A 17,234-nucleotide genomic window follows, 5' to 3' on the forward strand; every position below is an offset into this window, starting at 1 on the left:
TCCTTGTTCTTGGCATGGGACCACCGTGCCGCGACACGTCTACGACGTGGTGGCCAAATTGGACAGATCTGCGGTTGTCGGTTGTGGGACCAGGCAGCCGGGTGTTCCGAGGCGGGGTCAGCCGCCGCCGGTGTTGACCGCCTGGCTCTCCACGACTCGGAAAGCCGCGGTAGCGGTCGTGATCATGTCGGGGAACGTGCCGGACTGCCCCGCACCCGACCAGCTGATCGACCAATGCACCGCGGCCGACACCGGATAGGCGTTGTTCGGCTGGCCGGCTGAGGAAGTTCGGTAGATATGACCGCAGTCAGGCGATACAGCCATCGGGTCACCACCGGCGGGGAACGGCGTGCCTCCGCTACGGCACATCACGGTCGAGCCGTCGCCCATGAACCAGACCAACGAGGTCGGCCTCGCGACCGCCGTCACGGACACCCCCGGCACCGAGGCAGTGGCCGACTGCTGCTCCCATCCGCTGGACAACCACAGCCACGTCGGCAACGTCACCAACTGATCACTCGACGGGTTGGCCGCGATGTCCGGCGTGGGCAGGCGCAACTGGCTTCGGGCCAGCCGCGCAACCTCGGCTGGAGTAAACGCCGCCACGTACTCGGGCGTTTGAATGACGCCCGACGCCGAGCACAAACCGTTTAGCCACAAGCCTGGCGCTGTGCCTGAACCGGCAGACCCCGGCGGTCGGTAGTCACTTGGTTCGTAGTCGCACTCCGCCACCGAGTTCTCGCCCCCACCGGTTGGCGCGGTGCCACCACCGCTCTGGCTGTCTTCCTGCTGCGGCTCTTGGCCTTGACCGGGGTCGGCATTGCCGGTTCCACCATCGTTTCCGGCCCCAATGTCACAGCCAGGGGATGGCGTCTGGTCGCAGTCCACGGACCCCCATGGGTCACGGGCAAAGGCGGGCGCCGCACTGACGATGATCAGCGCGCATACCATGCCGGTGACCGTTAACGTTCGCCTCAGCATGTCCCAATCTCCTGAACACCGAAGTCGGTCACCTGCCAGGCGCCGCCCGCCTGCTTCTCGACGACGGCGTTGATCTCCCGTCGCCCACCAGGGATGTCATCGGCGGGCTCGCCGGTGTCAACGCGGTACTGGATCCAATCGGTACTGTCACCGCAGTCAGCAATGATCACCTTGACAGGAGCCGAAGCCGGCTCCACAGAGGACACTTGAGGATCGACCTTCGGCCGGCCCTTGCTCACCAGTCCGTTCGCCTTGTCCGTATAGAGCCCACGCGTGATGTTGGTCAGCGCCGTGCCGGTGGCATGCTGCCCCAAACGCGGGTCCTGCCAATTCGACGTCTCAGCGGCGACCGCGTAGTCCTCCCACATCCCCCGATAAGCGGCGATCGCCTGCTGACGGGCCGCGTCGGCGGGGGTCGCCGACGACGGCGGCGGATCAGACGGTGACACCGGTGCCGCGTTGGTAGCCGAATCTGACGTCGGAACCGGATCGGACGGCGATCCGGAACTACATGCCGCCGACAGCGTCGCCGCAACAACCACGCCCACCCAGACAGCGACATGCCGACCTGCCCCTCGGGAGCCCACTGACTCCACCCCCTTGCTCCTCTCACTCAAACTCAGACGGAGCCGAGTGCCCTGGATCACACATCTACCCTGCCACCCCATACCGACTGCAAGGTGTGAAAGCACGTACCCGAAAGTCGGAATGGCCATTTCATCCCAACGTCACCCGAATGGGGTAATCGGCCAAGTTCGCCCAGCCCACAATGTGGCGCTTCTGGTAAGTCCTGATGACAGGCTGTACATGTCGATTGGGGGCTTGCCATGGTGCGTCCGCAGCAAGACGTGCCGAGCCGCTGCAACGCGTAGCCATGCTGCCAATCGGCGCGATCTCAGCCTGGGCGCTACTCGGCGCGTTCCTGTCGCTTGCACTCCGCCCCGTGGTGGTTCGATCATTGAGCAAGGCTTCGCCGAGCGCCGTACTACCCCCATTGGGTGTCCTCGAAGGACTGACCGCGGCATTGTTCGCGGCCCTCGCCTACCGCCTCGGGGCGCAGGTCGAACTCTTGGCGTTCAGCGCTCTCGTAACGACCTGCGTACCGCTTGCCGCACTCGACCTGATCGCGCGCAAGCTGCCGAACATCCTCATCGGCACGACCTACGTTGGGGTGCTGCCACTGCTCGGCCTCGACGCGATTCTCAACGGTCCTGACCAACTCACCCGGGCGCTTCTCAGCATGATGGCCGCACTGGTCGCCCACGGAGTCCTATACGCAGCGGGGGCGGTCGGAGGGGGCGACCTGAAGCTGGTCGGCGCCCTGGCGGCCGCGCTCGGCTGGGTCAGCTGGACAGCGACCTGGACAGGCTTCATTGCCGGCTGGCTGATTGGCGGCTTGGCCGTGCTCACAGGCACAGCCTTCCGCGGCAAGCAACGTCTTCCCAACGTCCCGCTCGGGCTATACCTCATCGCTGGAACACTGCTGACCTTGCTCACCCTGGGCGCGCCTGTACAGAGTGATCTTCCCGCACCAGTGGAGTGATCGGCCTATCCTCAATTTGCCCGCAGCTCGCCTGGCTCGCCGGTTGCCCGCCCGCCGGTCAGCCGGTCCACTCCGAGGGACCGCCGGACTGAACGGGCTTGTCGGCCGGCCATCCGACTGCCCGCCGAAGACGAGAAGAACCCGCAATGTCAGCCCGCCGACCGTTTGAACCAGGACATGATCACCACGCTGGACCAGCTCAGCGAAGACCTCAGCACCGATGCCAAGCCACTCGGCGACGGGGCACGACTTCCCCTGCCCGGCGGCGATCCGGCGCTGCTGGAAGCCGCCGCAGACGCGGCCACCCCGTTGTCCGGCCCGGTGCGGTCGTTTCCGAGCGACATTGATCATGGTGGTGATCGTTTAGTGCGGTCAGAAGCGGCCGACATGTGCGGTCGGTTCTCATGGTCAGAATCACTCGGTCAATGCCCGTCTGAGGCACAGCGGAGCTGTGCAACCACGCGGACGGACCAGCCACGCAGGCGCGGGGACGACTGCTGGGTCCACTCGGTGTTGCTGTCGATGGTGGGACCAGCCCCACGGGCGCGGGGACGACGGGTTGAGCGGGACGATCGCGAGCGCGCCGTGGGGACCAGCCCCGCGGTGGCGTTCGGTGTCGACGGGGACGGGCGACGGTTGCTGGCGTCCGGCGGAGACGACACGGTGTGGCTGTGGGGAACCAACCTTCAGAGCACGGGCCTGGCGAAGAGTATCGAGGGCACGATGAGGGCAATCGCGTTCGACACCGATGGGACGCGCTTGCTGGCCTCCGTCGGCTACGGCGAGGTGCGGTTGTGGGATCCGGCGACCGGCGCTCAAGTGGGTGGTCCGCTACATCACGCGGGCGTGGACGCGGTGGCGTTCGGTGTCGACCGGGCGGGGCCGGCGGCTGCTGGCCTCCGGCGGCGGCTGGGACGGCACGGTGCGGTTGTGGGATCCGGCGACCGGCGAACCGGTGGGTGCGCTGCACCACGGGAGCCCGCGCACGCCGTGGCGTTTGGTCTCGACGGACATGGGCAGCGGCTGTTGGCCTCCGCTGCAGGCGACAAGGTGCGGTTGTGGGGATCCCGGCGACCGGCGCCCCAGCGGGCGACCCATTACATCACCCGCCGCACGTGACCGCGGTGGCGTTCGGTGTCGGTGCCGGCGGGCGGGGCTTGCTGTCTCCGGCGGCAGCGACAAAAACGGTGCGGTTGTGGGATCCGGCGACCGGCGCGCGTGTAGCGACGCTTTTGCGCCGAACAGAGCCTCGGGCACTCGCCATGCAGGGCGCCCAGCTGGCCATCTGCGACTACGACGGTGTCACCGTCGTCGAGATCGCAAGCCGTGGCATGTAGGCCGGCCGCGGGCAGGCCGACCCGACGATCTACGAACCCGCTTGACCCGGGTTCAGGGGTAGATATTGCGGGGCAATTCCGAGCCCTCGAAGCAGGGGGGCGAGTAGCCGCTCGGTGATTGCATGCGGGGCGTTGACGAGTTCTTCGGTGGAAGCTGAGGTGACGCGCTCGTACTCGTCGCGGGTGTAGGGATGGCCTGGGGGGTTCCCAGGGCTGGCCAGCTTGTCCATCGGCACCACACCGCGAAGCCGGTCGATGCGGATGCCGAGCCGCCATTGTCCCTGGTAAGCGGCGTATTGGTCCGCGAGCCGCCCAGCGAGTGCAGCGAAGGCTTGGGTCAGGCCTAACGCAACCACGGCGATCAACGCGCGCGGCGGTGGAGTGTCTGCGAATCTCGGGCCCGGCCCGAAGTCGGTGCCTCGTCCACAGATGAGCCTGATCCCGCCGTCCTCGCGAACGAGCAAGTCGAGCATGCCGGGTTCGTAGATGCGATCGCCACCGCTCACGGTCGTGAATGCGTGCCCTTCAGCTCGCGGGCTGCGCCACGGCAGCTGTTGCAAGCGAGGGTCGAATGACGGCCAGTTCGAGGTTCGCGCGATCTCGTCGAGAAGCTCGTTGATGATCGTGACGGCGTTGTTTCGAGCGAGAAGGCCGACGAACACTTCTTCCGGGGCGACTTCTGGTTGAGCTAGAAGGTAGAGGTGACTGTGCTGTCGTTCGTCATCAGGGAGCGGATCGTCGTGCACCATCTGCCGTAGGTCGGCGGCGATGTCGCTGCGCGTGCGCGCCCGGTCGGCGAGAATTCCGCGGACTTGTTCATCGCTGAGTTTGATGTTGGCGCGGTCCCCGCGGCCATAGTAGACGTAGTCGACCATGTGCGGTGCCTGCGCGCTTGGTGGGACATGCACCAGCAGACAACCATGCCCCGGGCGGTCAGGGTCGGGGACTTCCAGGCTGCGAACCACGAGCGACGGCAGGACCTTGTCGCGAGCGATCTGGTCGACCCGATCCGCCAGTTTGGCTAGTTCGACGCCACATACCTTGCCAGCGTGGCTGTGGTGGTCTTCCACTCCGATGATGAGCAGACCACCGTCGACCGCGAGGGACGCGAGGTCCTTGGCCACGTCGGTGTTCACGGTGGCTTTCCCGACGGGAAGCTCCTGCTTCAGGTCAACCCATTGGGTTTCATCGATCAGCCCACCGGCGGCCGCCTCAACGACATCGGCCCAGGTAGCCGGGCTCCATCTGCCTTTGTCCGGGCCTAGGTAGGCGGTGCTGCGCAACGGTTCAACCACAATGCTCTATCTACCACTGAACCACCAAGGCCTGGCGCAGGCAGGCCGATCGCTTATCAGTTCCGTTTGTTCAGGTTGGCGATGAGCTCGCGGTTGGCTGTCCGGGCGGCGTCGAGTTCCTCATCCCGCTCCGCTAGCTGGCCGCGAAGGTCGACCACCTGCTGTTCCAGGTCGGCAATTCGGCGTTGGAGCTGTTCGATGTCGGCCGGGGCGCCGAGCCCGGACTCCCGCCAAGCCTGCTCGCCGAGCAGCTCGGACAGCTTCTTCTCCAACTCGCCACGTCTTGTCGGCCGACCAGATGAGTCAGATCAACTTCTACGCCGGCACCACCGGCGATGATCCGGAACTGGACACCCTGCTGCTCCGGCTGCACACCGAATCGGCGTGTCGGACCGGGGGCGCCCTGGCCCTGCGCCCGCGCGACCTCAACCCCGACCAGTGCCTGATCTACCTCCGGGAGAAGGAGGGCACCGCCCGCTGGCAGCCAGTGTCCCGGTCGCTCATGACCGCGCTCCTCGAGCACGCCGAGGCGCGCGGCGCGGCCGCCGACCCGGACGGTCAGTTGCTGCGGTACCGGAACGGCAAGGCCGACGACCCGTGAAGACCACCGGCATCGCCGGGGCAGAGCGGATCTCGCGGCAAACAACCTTCGATTGTGGCGGCGTGGCGCGGCGCGGGTTAGCGCAGGGATGGCTACGGTCGGCGGTCGTGACGCAGACCGTCGATGTGGGCTTCGCGTGGTGCCCCAGGCCAGTGCCGGCAGGCATGCCAGTGGTGCAGGTGTATGGCTGGCTGCTGGATAAGGCTGGTCGGGTGTTGGTGCAGGACACCGGGGATGGGTTCAACCTGCCGGGTGGCTCACCGGAACCGGTTGATGTCGACATGGCGGCCACGGTGGTGCGGGAGGCGATGGAGGAATCGCAGGTCACCGTGGTGGATGTGGTCTATCTCGGCTATGAGCAGGTGGAGCGGGCGGGTGTGCCGCAGGCGTTGGTTCGGACGGTTGGCCGGATCGGGGAGTTCCGTCCACGGCACCCGGACCCTGACGGTGGCCGCTTGTTGCGCCGTTTGCTGACCTCGCTGCAGGAATCGCCGGATCTGTTGGGGTGGGGGCGTTCTGGCCTTGCGCAGGCCCGGGCGGCGGCCCGGATCGCGCGGACCTGGCGGGGTTTGCCGACGGACTCGCCGGTACTGGCCCGCTCCTATGTGGACTAGCTTCCGGCGAGCTGCCGGTTGAGCCACGGCGCGACCTGATCCAGGAAGTCCCCGACGGCGGCGGGGTGGTCGTAGCGGGCGCCGGCGAAGTGGCGGGCGTGTTCCCTCATCCGGTCCCGTTCAGTGAGGGTGAGCGCGCGTGCGCGCCGCAGAGCGGTGGCCAGACTCACCGAATCCGCTGGTGTGGCAGCGAATCCGGTGCGCCCGTCGATGATTTGTTCCTTTGTAGGGCTGTGCTCGGCCCATGGCCAGTAAGAACCCCTGGTGCGCTGGCGCCGGGAGCGGATGCCCGTTCGCGGGTGGGCTGAGGTGCCAGTCGGCGGGGCTGAGACCGTCGGGCAGCTCGACCAGCGTGTTGTCGGGGACGTGGCAGTCGCTGCGCAGGTGGCGGCGCATGTACTGGGAGATCACGGCGATGTGTCCGCCGTGTTCGGCGGTGGTGAGCAGTCCGTAGGTCTCCCAGGCGATGCGTTCGCGATCGTGTGGCGTGTGGATGCGGGCGGTGGAGCGGGGCACCAGCACCAGGTTCGGCACGGTCTCTGTCACCGAGCACCGCACCGTACCGGTGATCAGCCGCGCCCGTTCCCTGAACACCCTGCTCACAGGGCACCCCGACGTCACCTCGTCCACAGTGGCATCCCTGCGGGATGATCTCGCCGAGTTCTGCACCCACCCCGCCGCCACCCCGGCCGGGCTGGAGCACGGCCCGACCGACTGATCACCCGAACGAGACAGGGGAAACACCCAACATGCCCGTGCAGGTCGCCGTCTGCGGACCCCGCCACTGCACCGACCAGGACAAGACCAACGCCTACCAGGTCGGTGGGTTGCTCGCCCAGGCGGGGGCGACAGTGATCTGCGGCGGCGGTACCGGCGTGATGGCCGCCGTCGCCGCCGGCGTCCGTGCGGAAGGCGGCCTCGTTGTCGGCGTGCGCCCCAACGACACGCCCTAAGCGTGCGCCGGCTGTCAGTCAGCCAGCGCAAGTCCCCGAGGCTCCGCTTGACCGTCACCGACCAGCGCGTGTGCCGCATTGACGCCCACCGACGTCGCGCCGAGGTGTGCGACCCGCTTCAGCCTTCCGGTCCCCGATCCTGCGGTGACGGCCCGGCCAACGACGGCCCGCATGGAGTTCGAACAAGCGAGTGCTGCTCGCGGTTCCCATCGCCGTGGCCTTGAGGCCAGCCCGCGTCGCGCACGGTCACGCACGGGATCCGAACAGGGCCTGACTGCGTCGGAAGCTGTTCGGCAGGCTCTGTTTCGAAGGAACCGACGGGCGTGATCGGCAACGTCTACGACGCGGCGTCGATCGGGATTGGCGTGCCAACAACCCCCTCGCTCGGAGGTAACGAGGGGTGTTCGCGGGCTGCTCGCGTCTGGTTGTCCACAGTCTGTCCAGGGTTTGTCGGCGGCCCAGCGGCTGAGTGCGGTAACGCTGAGCGATCAGCGTCCGGGTGACAAACGGCGCCGATCTCACTGATTGTCGTTTGGGTATTACGTTCCGTTGATGCTGTTTGCGACTGTCTGTGGGTGTTCTACAGTTGGTCACTCCCTGCTCGGAGGATTGCTGGGCCTATTCGTCGGCGTAGCGTGATCAATCGCCCCCCGATCTCATGCCGCCTTACGACATGCCGCCCACCTCATCTGGTCCGGTGCGTTCGCCGCGAGGCGATCAAGCCCTGCCCGGAGGATGGGATGACCTCTGCTGCCCACCAACTCGCCACACGTCGCCGCGGCCCGGACGTCGTGACGATCACCGTGCGGCTGCCCCAGCGACAGGTGACCCTGCTGTATGGCTGGGCGTGTCTCGCACAGGCGTTCGGCACGCGGGTGACCGGCACCGTCGCGGCGGACGAGGAGCACGCCGCGACGGTGCTGCACCACCTCGCTTGCAGGCTGTACGTGGCGCTGCGCGACAGTACCGTGCGGTCTGGGCTATCACCGCCCTCGCCCGTTTCACCTCCTGCGCTCGCGTTCCGACGTGAGCTCGGTCCGGCCCCACCGCTACTCGGCCGTCGGTCCTCGGCCGGGATGCGAGCGTGCGCGCCGACCGGCGGCCCTCGACGAACTGTTCGACCAAGCCGAACGACCATCGCCCCCGCGCAGACGATGCGCGGAGTGCGGCACGGACCGACCTCTCCGCGGCGACGAAACACGGCCAGCGCACGGCGGTGTCGAACGCGGTCGCCGCTGCGGCGGTTCCTGGATGTACCCCGATGTCGAACAACCCGACGACCAGTCTGTGGAGGTGACTACATAGTGGGCAGTCAAGGACCTGAGGTCGACCCGCAGATCGTGTGCGCCCTGGGCGCGCCCGCGACCGACGCCGACATGGAGTGGATCCGCCAGTTCGCGAACGTTCTCGACGCGACCGTGCAGGCGCAGACCCTCACCAAGGAGCTGCCGTTGCGTGAGATCGCGGAACTACAGCACAACCTCCTCAGCGACGGCGCGTTCGGCCCGCCGCTCGGCACGCAGTGGGACGAGCTGGACGAGACCGAGCGGCGCCGAGCGACCCGCAACGTGTACACGGCGCTGGTCGCCGCGATCGTCGCCGGCTTCCACGTGACGCCCGCCGTGCCCCATGCCGGAGAGACGCCTTCCGAGCAGCCTGGGCACCGCGGCGGGCAGAGCAATCGGCAGGACCGCAGCAAAGAGACGGCAACAGGGATGGGGGCCTAATGAGCGGACTGGTACCGATCACCTTCGAGACCATCAACGCTCAGGAGATGATCGCGGCGATCGAGCAGGCCGAGCGGACCGGTGACATGGGCCCGGTGTGGACGCTCGTCGAGCACCTGGTCGCGCAGTCACCTGGCCTGACCCGGGACCACGTGCTGGCGGTCGTCCTGTTCAAGCACGCGATGGACGCCGCCGAATCCGGTGAGGACGTCGCCGAGCGGACGTTCCTGCAGACGATGAGGGAACACTGCAGCCGCAAGGCGATCGACCAGGCTGTTCTCGGCACCCTGCTCGGTTCCGCGGCCAAACAGGGGTGGCTCGGCGCGACCGCCTACGACGAGCTCGCTGAGCGCATCAACCGGCTCCCGGCCGGCCACCAGGCGCGGGCCATGTTCGCCCTGATCCACCGACGCCGCGAACCGGGGAACCAGGCCAGGCCCGGAAGGAGCCGGCGGTGATGCTGCTCCCGAACGTGTACGAGACGGTCAAGGCGCTCGAGCTGAGGGACGCGCTCGAGGAGGCCGGCCGCACCGGCAACATGACGCGCGTCGAGCAACTGGTCAACGAGATGGCCGCCGAGTCCGAACACCTGAGTCGCGACCAGCTGCTCGGCACTGTCCTGTTCACGCTGGCCGTGGACGCCGGCGAGCGGGGCGACACGGCCGCGCAGACCACCTACACGCAGATGCTGGCGGTGTACTGCTCGGAAGAGGCCGTCGACGAGGTGATGCTTGCCGCGGAGATCGGCGAAGCGGCCCGGCAAGGCTGGCTCGAGCCGAAGGCCTACGACGACTTGGCGGCGAAGCTGGCCGCCCTGCCCGAGTTCAACGCCGCGCGCCAACTGTTCGCCGGCGTCGAGCGCCGTGAACATCCACCCGAACCGAACGGATAAGACGACAGGGGAAGGTCATCGTGACCCCGACCCGCGAACGTGCTGACCATGGCTCCGATTGCCAGTAGATCCACGCTAGTTGGGCCCGTGGCCAACCGTTCGGCGCCATCGCCTCTCCACCGGATCCACCGGCGCCGCTCCACCGGCGCGGGGCACTGGCCGGCCCGTCGGCGGGACCGGCGGTCAGCTCCCAACCGACCTGGCGGTCCGGTCCGGTCACGCGGGACCGCGACGCCTCCTTGAGGCTCACGCGGTGGGTAATCTGCAGGTCGTTCGGGTCGTAGATTGCTCGCCCGTCGTACGGCGATGTCCAGCACGGTTCACCCCGGGTCGGGCACGAGCGAGCAGCCTTCTTCGCCGTTCTCGAGTTCGTGCTCAGACTGGTCGATCAGCACGTACTCGCCAGTGGCACATCCCGACCCGTCGTCGAACGGGGCCCATCCGGTGCCGCGCCAGTCGTAATCGACGTAGTGCGCGCCGATGTTCTCCTCGGCGACCACCAGCTCGGCCAGCAGTTCCTCGATGTCGACGACCTGGCCCGGCCGCATCGTCGTCGCCGCTGTCGAGCGGCGCGCACGCGCTCATCGTCACGGCGGCTACGGCTACGGCTGCGAGCGCGACCACGACGTCGGCGGGACGGCCTTCTCGTTGCGATCTCACGCGGAACTCGTATCGCGACCCGCCTGGGATGCCGCTGATCATGAGACCTCGCCAGCCGACGCCGCGGCGGCGCGGTGTGTGGCTGGTGGCCGTGCAGCTCGCGCCGCCGGTTCCGCTGCGACCCGCCCGCGGCTGGCATCCCACTTGTTGAGGAACTGGTGCCCGTGAGGCGTGAGCTGAACCCGGCGAAGCGTTGTGCGTGAGCCGTTGCGGTCGTCGGGCGCCCACAGCGGCCGGATCACCGGGTCCATCAGCCAGCCGACCAACCATGCGCTCATGCGGACACCGTCGTCTTCCACGGGCTCCCAGGTGACGTCTCCGTCGTCTCGACCCTGGCGCGGGTAGCACGAGATGAAGCCCGCGTTGATCTTCGCCAGCGTGCGGTGTCGAGTCTCGGCCCATTGCAGCGGGTGCATGAAGCGTCCTCGCCGCCGCGGCGGTTCCGGAGCCGCGATCTCGCCCGCCGCGTCGGTCTCCGCCGGCGCCGACACCTGCTGCGGCGGCAGCTCGGGCACGGTGATCAGCTCGCCCATGGCTCGGCGAACCTTACGTTGGCGATACCGGCGGATCCGGTGAGATCGACGATCCTTCTCCCGGTAACACGTCAGACACGCGCCGGACTCGCCGCGATCATGGCCGCGGTCACACGTCGTGTGTCGGCTCCGCCACCATCTCTTGTGCTCGCTCGTGGTCATCGCTGTCAGGTGGCGGATCTCGTGGCACAGCCTCATCCCGCACAGGGCAACGATCAGGTGCCCGTCAGGAATGGGACCGATCGCGTCTTCGTAAGCCATGCGGTGAACCAATTTGACCTTCCCCGTGACCGGATCTCGTCGCGTGCCGTAGCCGCCACTGTTCGTACCGTCCTTCCACAGTTTGCACGGCACGGATTGCCATTCGCACGAGACGGATAGCAACGATTCAGCGGGACTGGTTGTTCCAGAAGGGACATCGATGATCTGCAATGTCGTCACATCCGGTAGATCTGTCGCGGCTGGTAGGCATCGACATGACCAGCGACGATGGGCCACACTCGTCTGTGGGCCGCGGGGACATGGCTGAACATATCTCTTACACAACAAGTGGCGAACAAGGGGCGTTTGGGTGACGTTGCCAGATCGCGCAGGTTGGGTGGATGTTCGTCCCCGCGACCCCTTTGTACGCCCTCTCGAATTGTTTCCTCGTCGCGCCAGGAATTATTTCGCGCAGCGTGTATCGCTCTCCGGGGTGGTGCCCCCAACGCGAAAGGGGGATGTCGTCGTTGGGGGCACCAGGTCGGAGGGTTCAGCAGTCAGCACGCGGGTCAGCGCGGGTATCTCCGTTCGAACTCCCGCCCGAACGCGGCTGGGGACACCTGCGCGGTCGCCGTGGTCTCCGGGTCGGAGTAGACACTGTGGTCATCGTCAACGGCAATGTCCAAGGCAGCGTCCACGCCGGCGCCCAAGGGCAGCCCCGGCCCTCTCGCCGGCGCTCCCGGCGCTCCCGGCGCTCCCGGTGCTCGCGGTGCTCGCGGTGCTCGCGGGCCGCAAGTCTCGTCGGGGGTTGTTCGGCGAGCGTGCTGACCAGGCGATGCAGTGCGCGTCACCGTCGACGAGCGGAACACCGCCACAGCCATGGTCGGTGCTGGTGCCATCTCGGCTCCTTCCCTCGTGGGTTCGCTCGGTAGGGGTTCGGTGGGAAAACCTCGGGCCAGCACCCCGGTCCGGTGGGGCGCCGACCGCTGGGTTTGCTACCAGGAGATCCGCAATGTGTTGTGCCCGTTGAACAACAGGTGCGCCACCGGGTCCGGCTCGGTCTGCGCGAGCCGCGGCGTCGGGAGCGAACGCAGCAGCGCCTCGACCGCGACCCGCACTTCGGTGCGGGCCATCAGCGCGCCGAGGCAGCGGTGGATGCCCCAGCCGAACCCCATGTGTTCGCGCACATTGGGCCGGTTCAGCACGATCGCGTGCGGGTCCGGATACACCGTCTCGTCCAGGTTGGCGACCGCCGACATGAACATCACCGGTGTGTTCGGTGGTAGGCGCTGGCCGCCGTACTCGACCCAGCCGGTGGTGATCCGCACCAGCCCGGCGTGTTGGGATCCTGACCGCAGGCTGGGGGACCCCGCGCGCAGCGTTTCCTCGATGACCGCGTCGAGCAGCTGCTCGCGGGGCTCCTCGTCCGCACAGACGGCCTGCTGCCACAGCCCCTCGGTGATCAGCACCTCGATGACGTCGAGCAGCAGGTAGCGGGTGGTCTGCTCACCTGCGACGCGGGTGAGGCACGCGTGCCAGAACACCTCCGCGTCGCTCATGAAGCTGTGCACCAGGTCGTAGAGCAGGTCACGGTTGTCCGCCGGGAGCTCCCGGCGGCGCTGGGCCATGAGGCGGGTGATGTAGCGGTGGGCGGCTCGCCATGCGCCGACGGCCTCGAGCTGGTCGTACTCGTCGACCAGAGACGGCGGCTGGAGCATGACGTTGGTGGCCCAGCACATGCGGTCGACGACTTTTTCCTCGCGTTCGGTGTCGCCGTAGCCGACGAAGCTGTTGACCACCGGCCGCAGGCCCGGCACCGCGTAGCCGTCGTGCAGCTCGACCTGCCCGTCCAAGCGGAACCCCTCGATCAGCTCGGCGAAGCGGCTCCGCATCAACGGCTCGCGGGAGGTGACCCGCCGGTGGGTGAACCCGTCCCCGTACGGCTTGCGCAGCTGCCGATGACGCTCCCCGTCGGCGGTGATCATCAGCTCGCCGTAGTCCGGCAGCTTCTCCAACTCAGCGGTCACCGCCGGCGAGCGGCCGGCGAAGTTGAATGGGACCGATTCCCGCGAGCTGAAGTCCTTGTGGTTGGCGAGCATGTCCCGCACCAACCGGTGTTGCCCGACGAGCAGCATGCCCATCTCCGGCCACCAGGACAGCGGGTTTTTCAGGATCCGCGCGTAGGCGCGGGAGCGGTCGGACAGGTCCGGATCCACGACCGGCACATAGTTGACCCAGGGCAGGTTGGCGGCCAGGTCTGCGAGGCGCGGCGGCACCGGCGGATGCACGACACCCGGCACTGACGGCGGCGGATACCCATCGCGGGGCAGGGCCGCTGTCCGGGCTGTGCCTGCTGTGGGTCGAGGAGCGGACGCATCTGGTGACACGGTGTCAGGCACCGGGAACACCTCCTTTGTCTTCCGTCTTCGTGCAGCGGCGCGGTTGGGCACCGGTGCGGCGGGCGGGGTGAAAGGCCACAGCGGCTCACCGAGCTGGTAGGTCGGCGTTGGCGGCGTTCGCCAAGGCCACCCCCGGTGGCGGCCAGACCCAGCGCGATCGCGATCGCGGCGATGAGCTGACGACGCTGATGGGCGCCACGGCGACTGCGGTCAGTCCGATGGCCGGGATCGTCCATGGCCGTCGTCGAGCGATGTGCATGTCGGCGCGCGGGCCCGAGCTGCTGTGGCCGGCCGGCGGCCGGGCAACGGTCGGGCCGGGCCGACGCCGTTTCCGAACTCTGGCGCGGATGGTGAACCGGGCGAGCGACGTCATCGCCCACACCGGACTCGTGACCCGCCTGCCGAACGCCTGCGCGAGGTGGGCCCATCGGTACAGCAGCAGCGCCCGCCACTGGGTCCGTCGCACCGTGATCATCATGACGTCCGGGCCGCGGCGATGTTCAGCCGGTTGCTCCAACGGTTGGCAGACAGCAGCGGTCATCCCATCCTCCAGGCACGACTTGATCGCCTCACGGCGATCGCTCCTGACCGGGATGCGGTGGGCGGCCTCGTGAGGCGGTGAAATAAAAGGGGGTTGATCAATCACGCTACGCCGGCGGATAGGACCGGCAATCGTCCGAACAGGGAGTGACCATCCGTGGAGCACCCACAGACGGTGGACATACGTATCAACGGATCGTGATATCTAGTCGCAGACTGTGAGGCTTTCGGCCGCTGTCACTCGAATGCGGATTACTCCGCGTCACGCCATGGGATAGCTGTCTCACGGGTCAGCACATGGCAGCGATTCCGACAACGCCCTTGGTGGCTTCGTCCTATGTCCGTCCTACGGCGACAGTGAGCCGATCCGGCTCGAGTACGGTGTTGTCGCCTCAACGGGTGACCGGCGTACCCGGACGTGGCGAGACCCCGCCAGAACCCGTCAACAACTGCGTCGGAAGCTGCAGATCACATCGTCCCCGTTCACGCGGGGCTGTTCCCAGCGCGTCGGTTTCGCCAACCTTTGCCGCATGCGTCCCGCGCCCGCAGGGGTGTTTCGTTGCGCCACGCCCCGGTGACCCACTTGCCGAACGTCGTGGCGGACGGCGGATGGTCTCGAGACCTGCCCGGACAAGCTGCTACCGACCGCGCTTCCGTAGCTCTTGCAAGACCGACTTCCGGCTGAGTCGTCTCAATGAGCGACAGGTGCAGACCAACCTGATCTGCGATGCGGGGTTGGCTTCTGTTCAGCGGAAGTCGCGGGACTTGTGGGCGGTGTGGAGGTCGAGGGGTTCGAGTTTGTCGGCGTTGAGGCTGCATACGCCGTGGTTGTTCTGGAGGGTGCCGCGGATGAGGAGGGCGGTGGCTTCGCGGGCGAGGCGCCGGTAGCGGGTCCACAGGCCTGGTGAGCAGACGACGTTGAGCATGCCGGTCTCGTCCTCGAGGTTGAGGAACGTGATGCCGCCCGCGGTGGCAGGCCGTTGGCGGTGGGTGACGGCCCCACCGACCAGGATGCGGGTGCCGTCCGGGACGTCGGGAACGGCGGCGGTGGGCAGCGCACCGAGCTGGTCGAGGTGGTGGCGGAGGAACTCGACGGGGTGCCGGTCCGGGGTGATGCCGGTGGCCCACACGTCGGCGACGGCGACCTCGAGCGCGCTCATCCCGGGCAGGGACGGCGCGTGGCCGGCGGTGGTCGTGCCGGGCAGGAACCGCGGCCGGTCGCGGGCCACGGCGCCCGCGGTCCACAGGGCTTGGCGGCGGTCCGGGCCGAAGCCGGTGAAGGCGCCGCTGGTGGCGAGGGCCTCCAACTGTGGCTCGGTGAGGGTCACGCGGCGGCCGATGTCGACCATGTCCCGGTAGGGGCCGCCGCGCTCGCGTTCCTCGACCAGGGCTTGGGTGGGGTCGTCGCCGAGGGTGCGGACGCTGCCGAGTCCCAGGCGGACGGCGACGCGGCCGGTGCTGTCCGGGTCGGGTTCGAGGGTGGCGTGGGCGAGGCTCTTGTTGATGTCCGGGCGGTGGATTACGACGCCGTGCCGGCGGGCGTCGGCGACCAACGATTGGGGTGAGTAGAAGCCCATCGGTTGGGCGCGGAGCAGGCCGGCGCAGAACGCGGCCGGGTGGTACAGCTTCAGGTAGGCGCTCGCGTAGACGAGCAGGGCGAAGCTCATGGAGTGGGCTTCGGGGAAGCCGTAGCCGGAGAAGGCTTCGATCTGGCCGTAGATCGTGTCCGCCAGCGGGCAGGTGATCCCGTTGGTGGCGGCACCGGTGTAGAAGCGGTCGCGGAGGCGTTCCATCTTCGCGCGGGACCGTTTGGCGCCCATCGCGCGGCGGAGTTGGTCGGCCTCGGACGGGGTGAAGTCGGCGACGTCGATGGCGATCTGCATGACCTGTTCCTGGAACAGCGGCACCCCCAGGGTGCGGTCCAACGCACCGGCCAACAAAGGGGTGGGCGTGCTGCCAGGACTGGCCGTTGCGGCGGCGAGTGTAGGGGTGCACCGAGCCACCCTGGATCGGGCCCGGCCGGATCAGCGCGACCTCGACGACCAGGTCGTAGAACACGCGCGGCCGCAACCGCGGCAGCGTGCCGAGCTGGGCCCGACTCTCCACTTGGAACACGCCGACCGCGTCCGCCGCGCACAGCATGTCGTACACCGCCGGGTCGGCGAGGTCGAGCGTCGCGATGTCGACCTCCACACCCTCGTGCTCGCGAACGAGGTCGACGGCGTAGTGGATCGCCGACAGCATCCCGAGCCCGAGCAGGTCGAACTTCACCAGACCGATCGCCGCGCAGTCGTCCTTGTCCCACTGCAACACCGTCCGGTCCGCCATGCGCGCATGCTCCACCGGCACCACCTCCGACAGCGGCCGGTCGCAGATCACCATCCCGCCCGAATGGATCCCCAGATGCCGCGGCGCGTCACCGATCTGGTGCGCCAACTCCACCACATCGGGCGGAATCGGGTGCTCCTCACCGGCCGCGACCGTCGCGACCAGGCCCCACCGGTCGACCTGCCGCGCCCACGCATCCTGCTGCCCCAACGAGTACCCGAGCGCCTTGGCCATGTCCCGGACCGCCGACCGGGCCCGGTAGGTGATCACATTGGCGACCTGCGCGGCGTGGCGGCGGCCGTGCTTGGCGTAGACGTACTGGATGGCCTCCTCCCGGCGGTCGGACTCGATGTCCACATCAATATCGGGCGGCCCGTCCCGCTCCGGTGCCAGGAACCGCTCGAACAACAACCCCCACTTCACCGGGTCCGCGTTGGTGATCCCCAGCGCGTAGCAGACCGCCGAGTTCGCCGCCGACCCACGCCCCTGAGCGAGGATGTCGCTGCGGCGGCAGGGCGATGCGCAAAGTCGTTTTGCGAGGTCAGTCGTGTTGTGAGTGATTCATCCACTTGGTCGGGTGCGTGTGGTGGCTGTCGGTCGTGAGTTCAGGTGCCACTGACTGGTTGCCAC

Annotated in this window: 18 protein-coding genes and 2 pseudogenes; 10 read left to right on the top strand and 10 right to left on the bottom strand. The window is 67.9% G+C overall.

The annotated features are described in order from the left end of the window. Positions 1–117: 117 nt before the first annotated feature. Both GEV28_RS04555 and GEV28_RS04560 read right to left on the bottom strand, forming a co-directional pair. Positions 118–981: a hypothetical protein gene (locus tag GEV28_RS04555; RefSeq protein ID WP_291408878.1), complete on the bottom strand. Its 864-nt coding sequence runs from the start codon at positions 979–981 to the stop codon at positions 118–120. Further along, positions 975–1,529 (bottom strand): hypothetical protein, encoded by a 555-nt coding sequence (locus GEV28_RS04560; protein ID WP_291408880.1) that lies wholly within the window; start codon positions 1,527–1,529, stop codon positions 975–977. The genes GEV28_RS04555 and GEV28_RS04560 overlap by 7 nt, the downstream gene beginning before the upstream one ends. Before the next feature lie 326 nt (positions 1,530–1,855). On the opposite strand from GEV28_RS04560, the gene GEV28_RS04565 reads away from it, so the two are divergent. After that, positions 1,856–2,524: a prepilin peptidase gene (locus GEV28_RS04565; RefSeq protein WP_291408882.1), complete on the top strand. Its 669-nt coding sequence runs from the start codon at positions 1,856–1,858 to the stop codon at positions 2,522–2,524. Between the two features lie 1,115 nt (positions 2,525–3,639). Next, positions 3,640–3,861, top strand: a complete 222-nt coding sequence (locus GEV28_RS04570) for a hypothetical protein (RefSeq protein ID WP_291408884.1) — start codon at positions 3,640–3,642, stop codon at positions 3,859–3,861. Between the two features lie 29 nt (positions 3,862–3,890). Here the strand turns inward: GEV28_RS04570 and GEV28_RS04575 are convergent, their stop codons facing one another. Both GEV28_RS04575 and GEV28_RS04580 read right to left on the bottom strand, forming a co-directional pair. Then, positions 3,891–5,156: a helix-turn-helix domain-containing protein gene (locus GEV28_RS04575; RefSeq protein ID WP_291408886.1), complete on the bottom strand. Its 1,266-nt coding sequence runs from the start codon at positions 5,154–5,156 to the stop codon at positions 3,891–3,893. Positions 5,157–5,212: 56 nt separating this feature from the next. Next, positions 5,213–5,428, bottom strand: coding sequence for a hypothetical protein (locus tag GEV28_RS04580; protein ID WP_291408888.1), 216 nt, complete (start codon positions 5,426–5,428; stop codon positions 5,213–5,215). 26 nt (positions 5,429–5,454) lie between these two features. Between GEV28_RS04580 and GEV28_RS04585 the strand changes: the two genes are divergently transcribed. Together GEV28_RS04585 and GEV28_RS04590 are read left to right on the top strand one after the other, a co-directional pair. After that, entirely contained in the window at positions 5,455–5,757 is a 303-nt protein-coding gene (locus GEV28_RS04585) for a hypothetical protein (protein ID WP_291408890.1), read from the top strand. After that, positions 5,754–6,371, top strand: coding sequence for an NUDIX domain-containing protein (locus tag GEV28_RS04590; protein ID WP_291408892.1), 618 nt, complete (start codon positions 5,754–5,756; stop codon positions 6,369–6,371). Before GEV28_RS04585 ends, GEV28_RS04590 begins: the two co-directional genes overlap by 4 nt. A 120-nt stretch (positions 6,372–6,491) precedes the next feature. On the opposite strand, the gene GEV28_RS04595 is transcribed toward GEV28_RS04590, so the two are convergent. Beyond that, the gene (locus GEV28_RS04595) at positions 6,492–6,905 is read right to left on the bottom strand and encodes a hypothetical protein (RefSeq protein ID WP_291408894.1); all 414 of its coding nucleotides are present in this window, start codon (positions 6,903–6,905) and stop codon (positions 6,492–6,494) included. A gap of 31 nt (positions 6,906–6,936) precedes the next feature. Here GEV28_RS04595 and GEV28_RS04600 point away from each other — a divergent pair, with 31 nt between their 5' ends. The 5 genes from GEV28_RS04600 (at position 6,937) to GEV28_RS04620 (ending at position 9,943) form a co-directional block, all read left to right on the top strand. After that, entirely contained in the window at positions 6,937–7,089 is a 153-nt protein-coding gene (locus tag GEV28_RS04600; protein WP_291408895.1) for a hypothetical protein, read from the top strand. A gap of 31 nt (positions 7,090–7,120) precedes the next feature. Then, positions 7,121–7,324 carry a hypothetical protein gene (locus GEV28_RS04605; protein WP_291408897.1) on the top strand — a complete coding sequence of 68 codons (204 nt, stop codon included), beginning with the start codon at positions 7,121–7,123 and terminating at the stop codon, positions 7,322–7,324. A 1,304-nt stretch (positions 7,325–8,628) separates the two neighbouring features. Further along, entirely contained in the window at positions 8,629–9,051 is a 423-nt protein-coding gene (locus tag GEV28_RS04610) for a hypothetical protein (RefSeq protein ID WP_291408899.1), read from the top strand. Beyond that, entirely contained in the window at positions 9,051–9,509 is a 459-nt protein-coding gene (locus tag GEV28_RS04615; protein ID WP_291408901.1) for a hypothetical protein, read from the top strand. The genes GEV28_RS04610 and GEV28_RS04615 overlap by 1 nt, the downstream gene beginning before the upstream one ends. A 14-nt stretch (positions 9,510–9,523) precedes the next feature. Beyond that, positions 9,524–9,943, top strand: coding sequence for a hypothetical protein (locus tag GEV28_RS04620; protein WP_291408903.1), 420 nt, complete (start codon positions 9,524–9,526; stop codon positions 9,941–9,943). Between the two features lie 320 nt (positions 9,944–10,263). Here GEV28_RS04620 and GEV28_RS04625 read toward each other — a convergent pair whose 3' ends face one another. The 4 genes and pseudogenes from GEV28_RS04625 to GEV28_RS04635 form a co-directional block, all read right to left on the bottom strand. Further along, on the bottom strand, positions 10,264–10,491 hold the full coding sequence (locus tag GEV28_RS04625) for a hypothetical protein (RefSeq protein WP_291408905.1): 228 nt from the start codon (positions 10,489–10,491) through the stop codon (positions 10,264–10,266). A 150-nt stretch (positions 10,492–10,641) separates the two neighbouring features. Beyond that, the gene (locus GEV28_RS04630; RefSeq protein WP_291408907.1) at positions 10,642–11,136 is read right to left on the bottom strand and encodes a hypothetical protein; all 495 of its coding nucleotides are present in this window, start codon (positions 11,134–11,136) and stop codon (positions 10,642–10,644) included. 150 nt (positions 11,137–11,286) lie between these two features. Further along, positions 11,287–11,634, bottom strand: a pseudogene (locus GEV28_RS42135) (HNH endonuclease); the annotation flags it as partial. Between the two features lie 698 nt (positions 11,635–12,332). Beyond that, positions 12,333–13,625, bottom strand: a complete 1,293-nt coding sequence (locus GEV28_RS04635; protein WP_291408909.1) for a cytochrome P450 — start codon at positions 13,623–13,625, stop codon at positions 12,333–12,335. A gap of 218 nt (positions 13,626–13,843) precedes the next feature. On the opposite strand from GEV28_RS04635, the gene GEV28_RS04640 reads away from it, so the two are divergent. Next, positions 13,844–14,350: a hypothetical protein gene (locus tag GEV28_RS04640; RefSeq protein WP_291408911.1), complete on the top strand. Its 507-nt coding sequence runs from the start codon at positions 13,844–13,846 to the stop codon at positions 14,348–14,350. A 672-nt stretch (positions 14,351–15,022) separates the two neighbouring features. Here GEV28_RS04640 and GEV28_RS04645 read toward each other — a convergent pair. After that, positions 15,023–17,117: pseudogene (locus GEV28_RS04645) on the bottom strand (error-prone DNA polymerase); the annotation flags it as partial. Positions 17,118–17,234: the final 117 nt, after the last annotated feature.

Origin of the sequence: Actinophytocola sp. (assembly GCF_009379765.1) — a bacterium.
GTDB lineage: Bacteria > Actinomycetota > Actinomycetes > Mycobacteriales > Pseudonocardiaceae > Actinophytocola.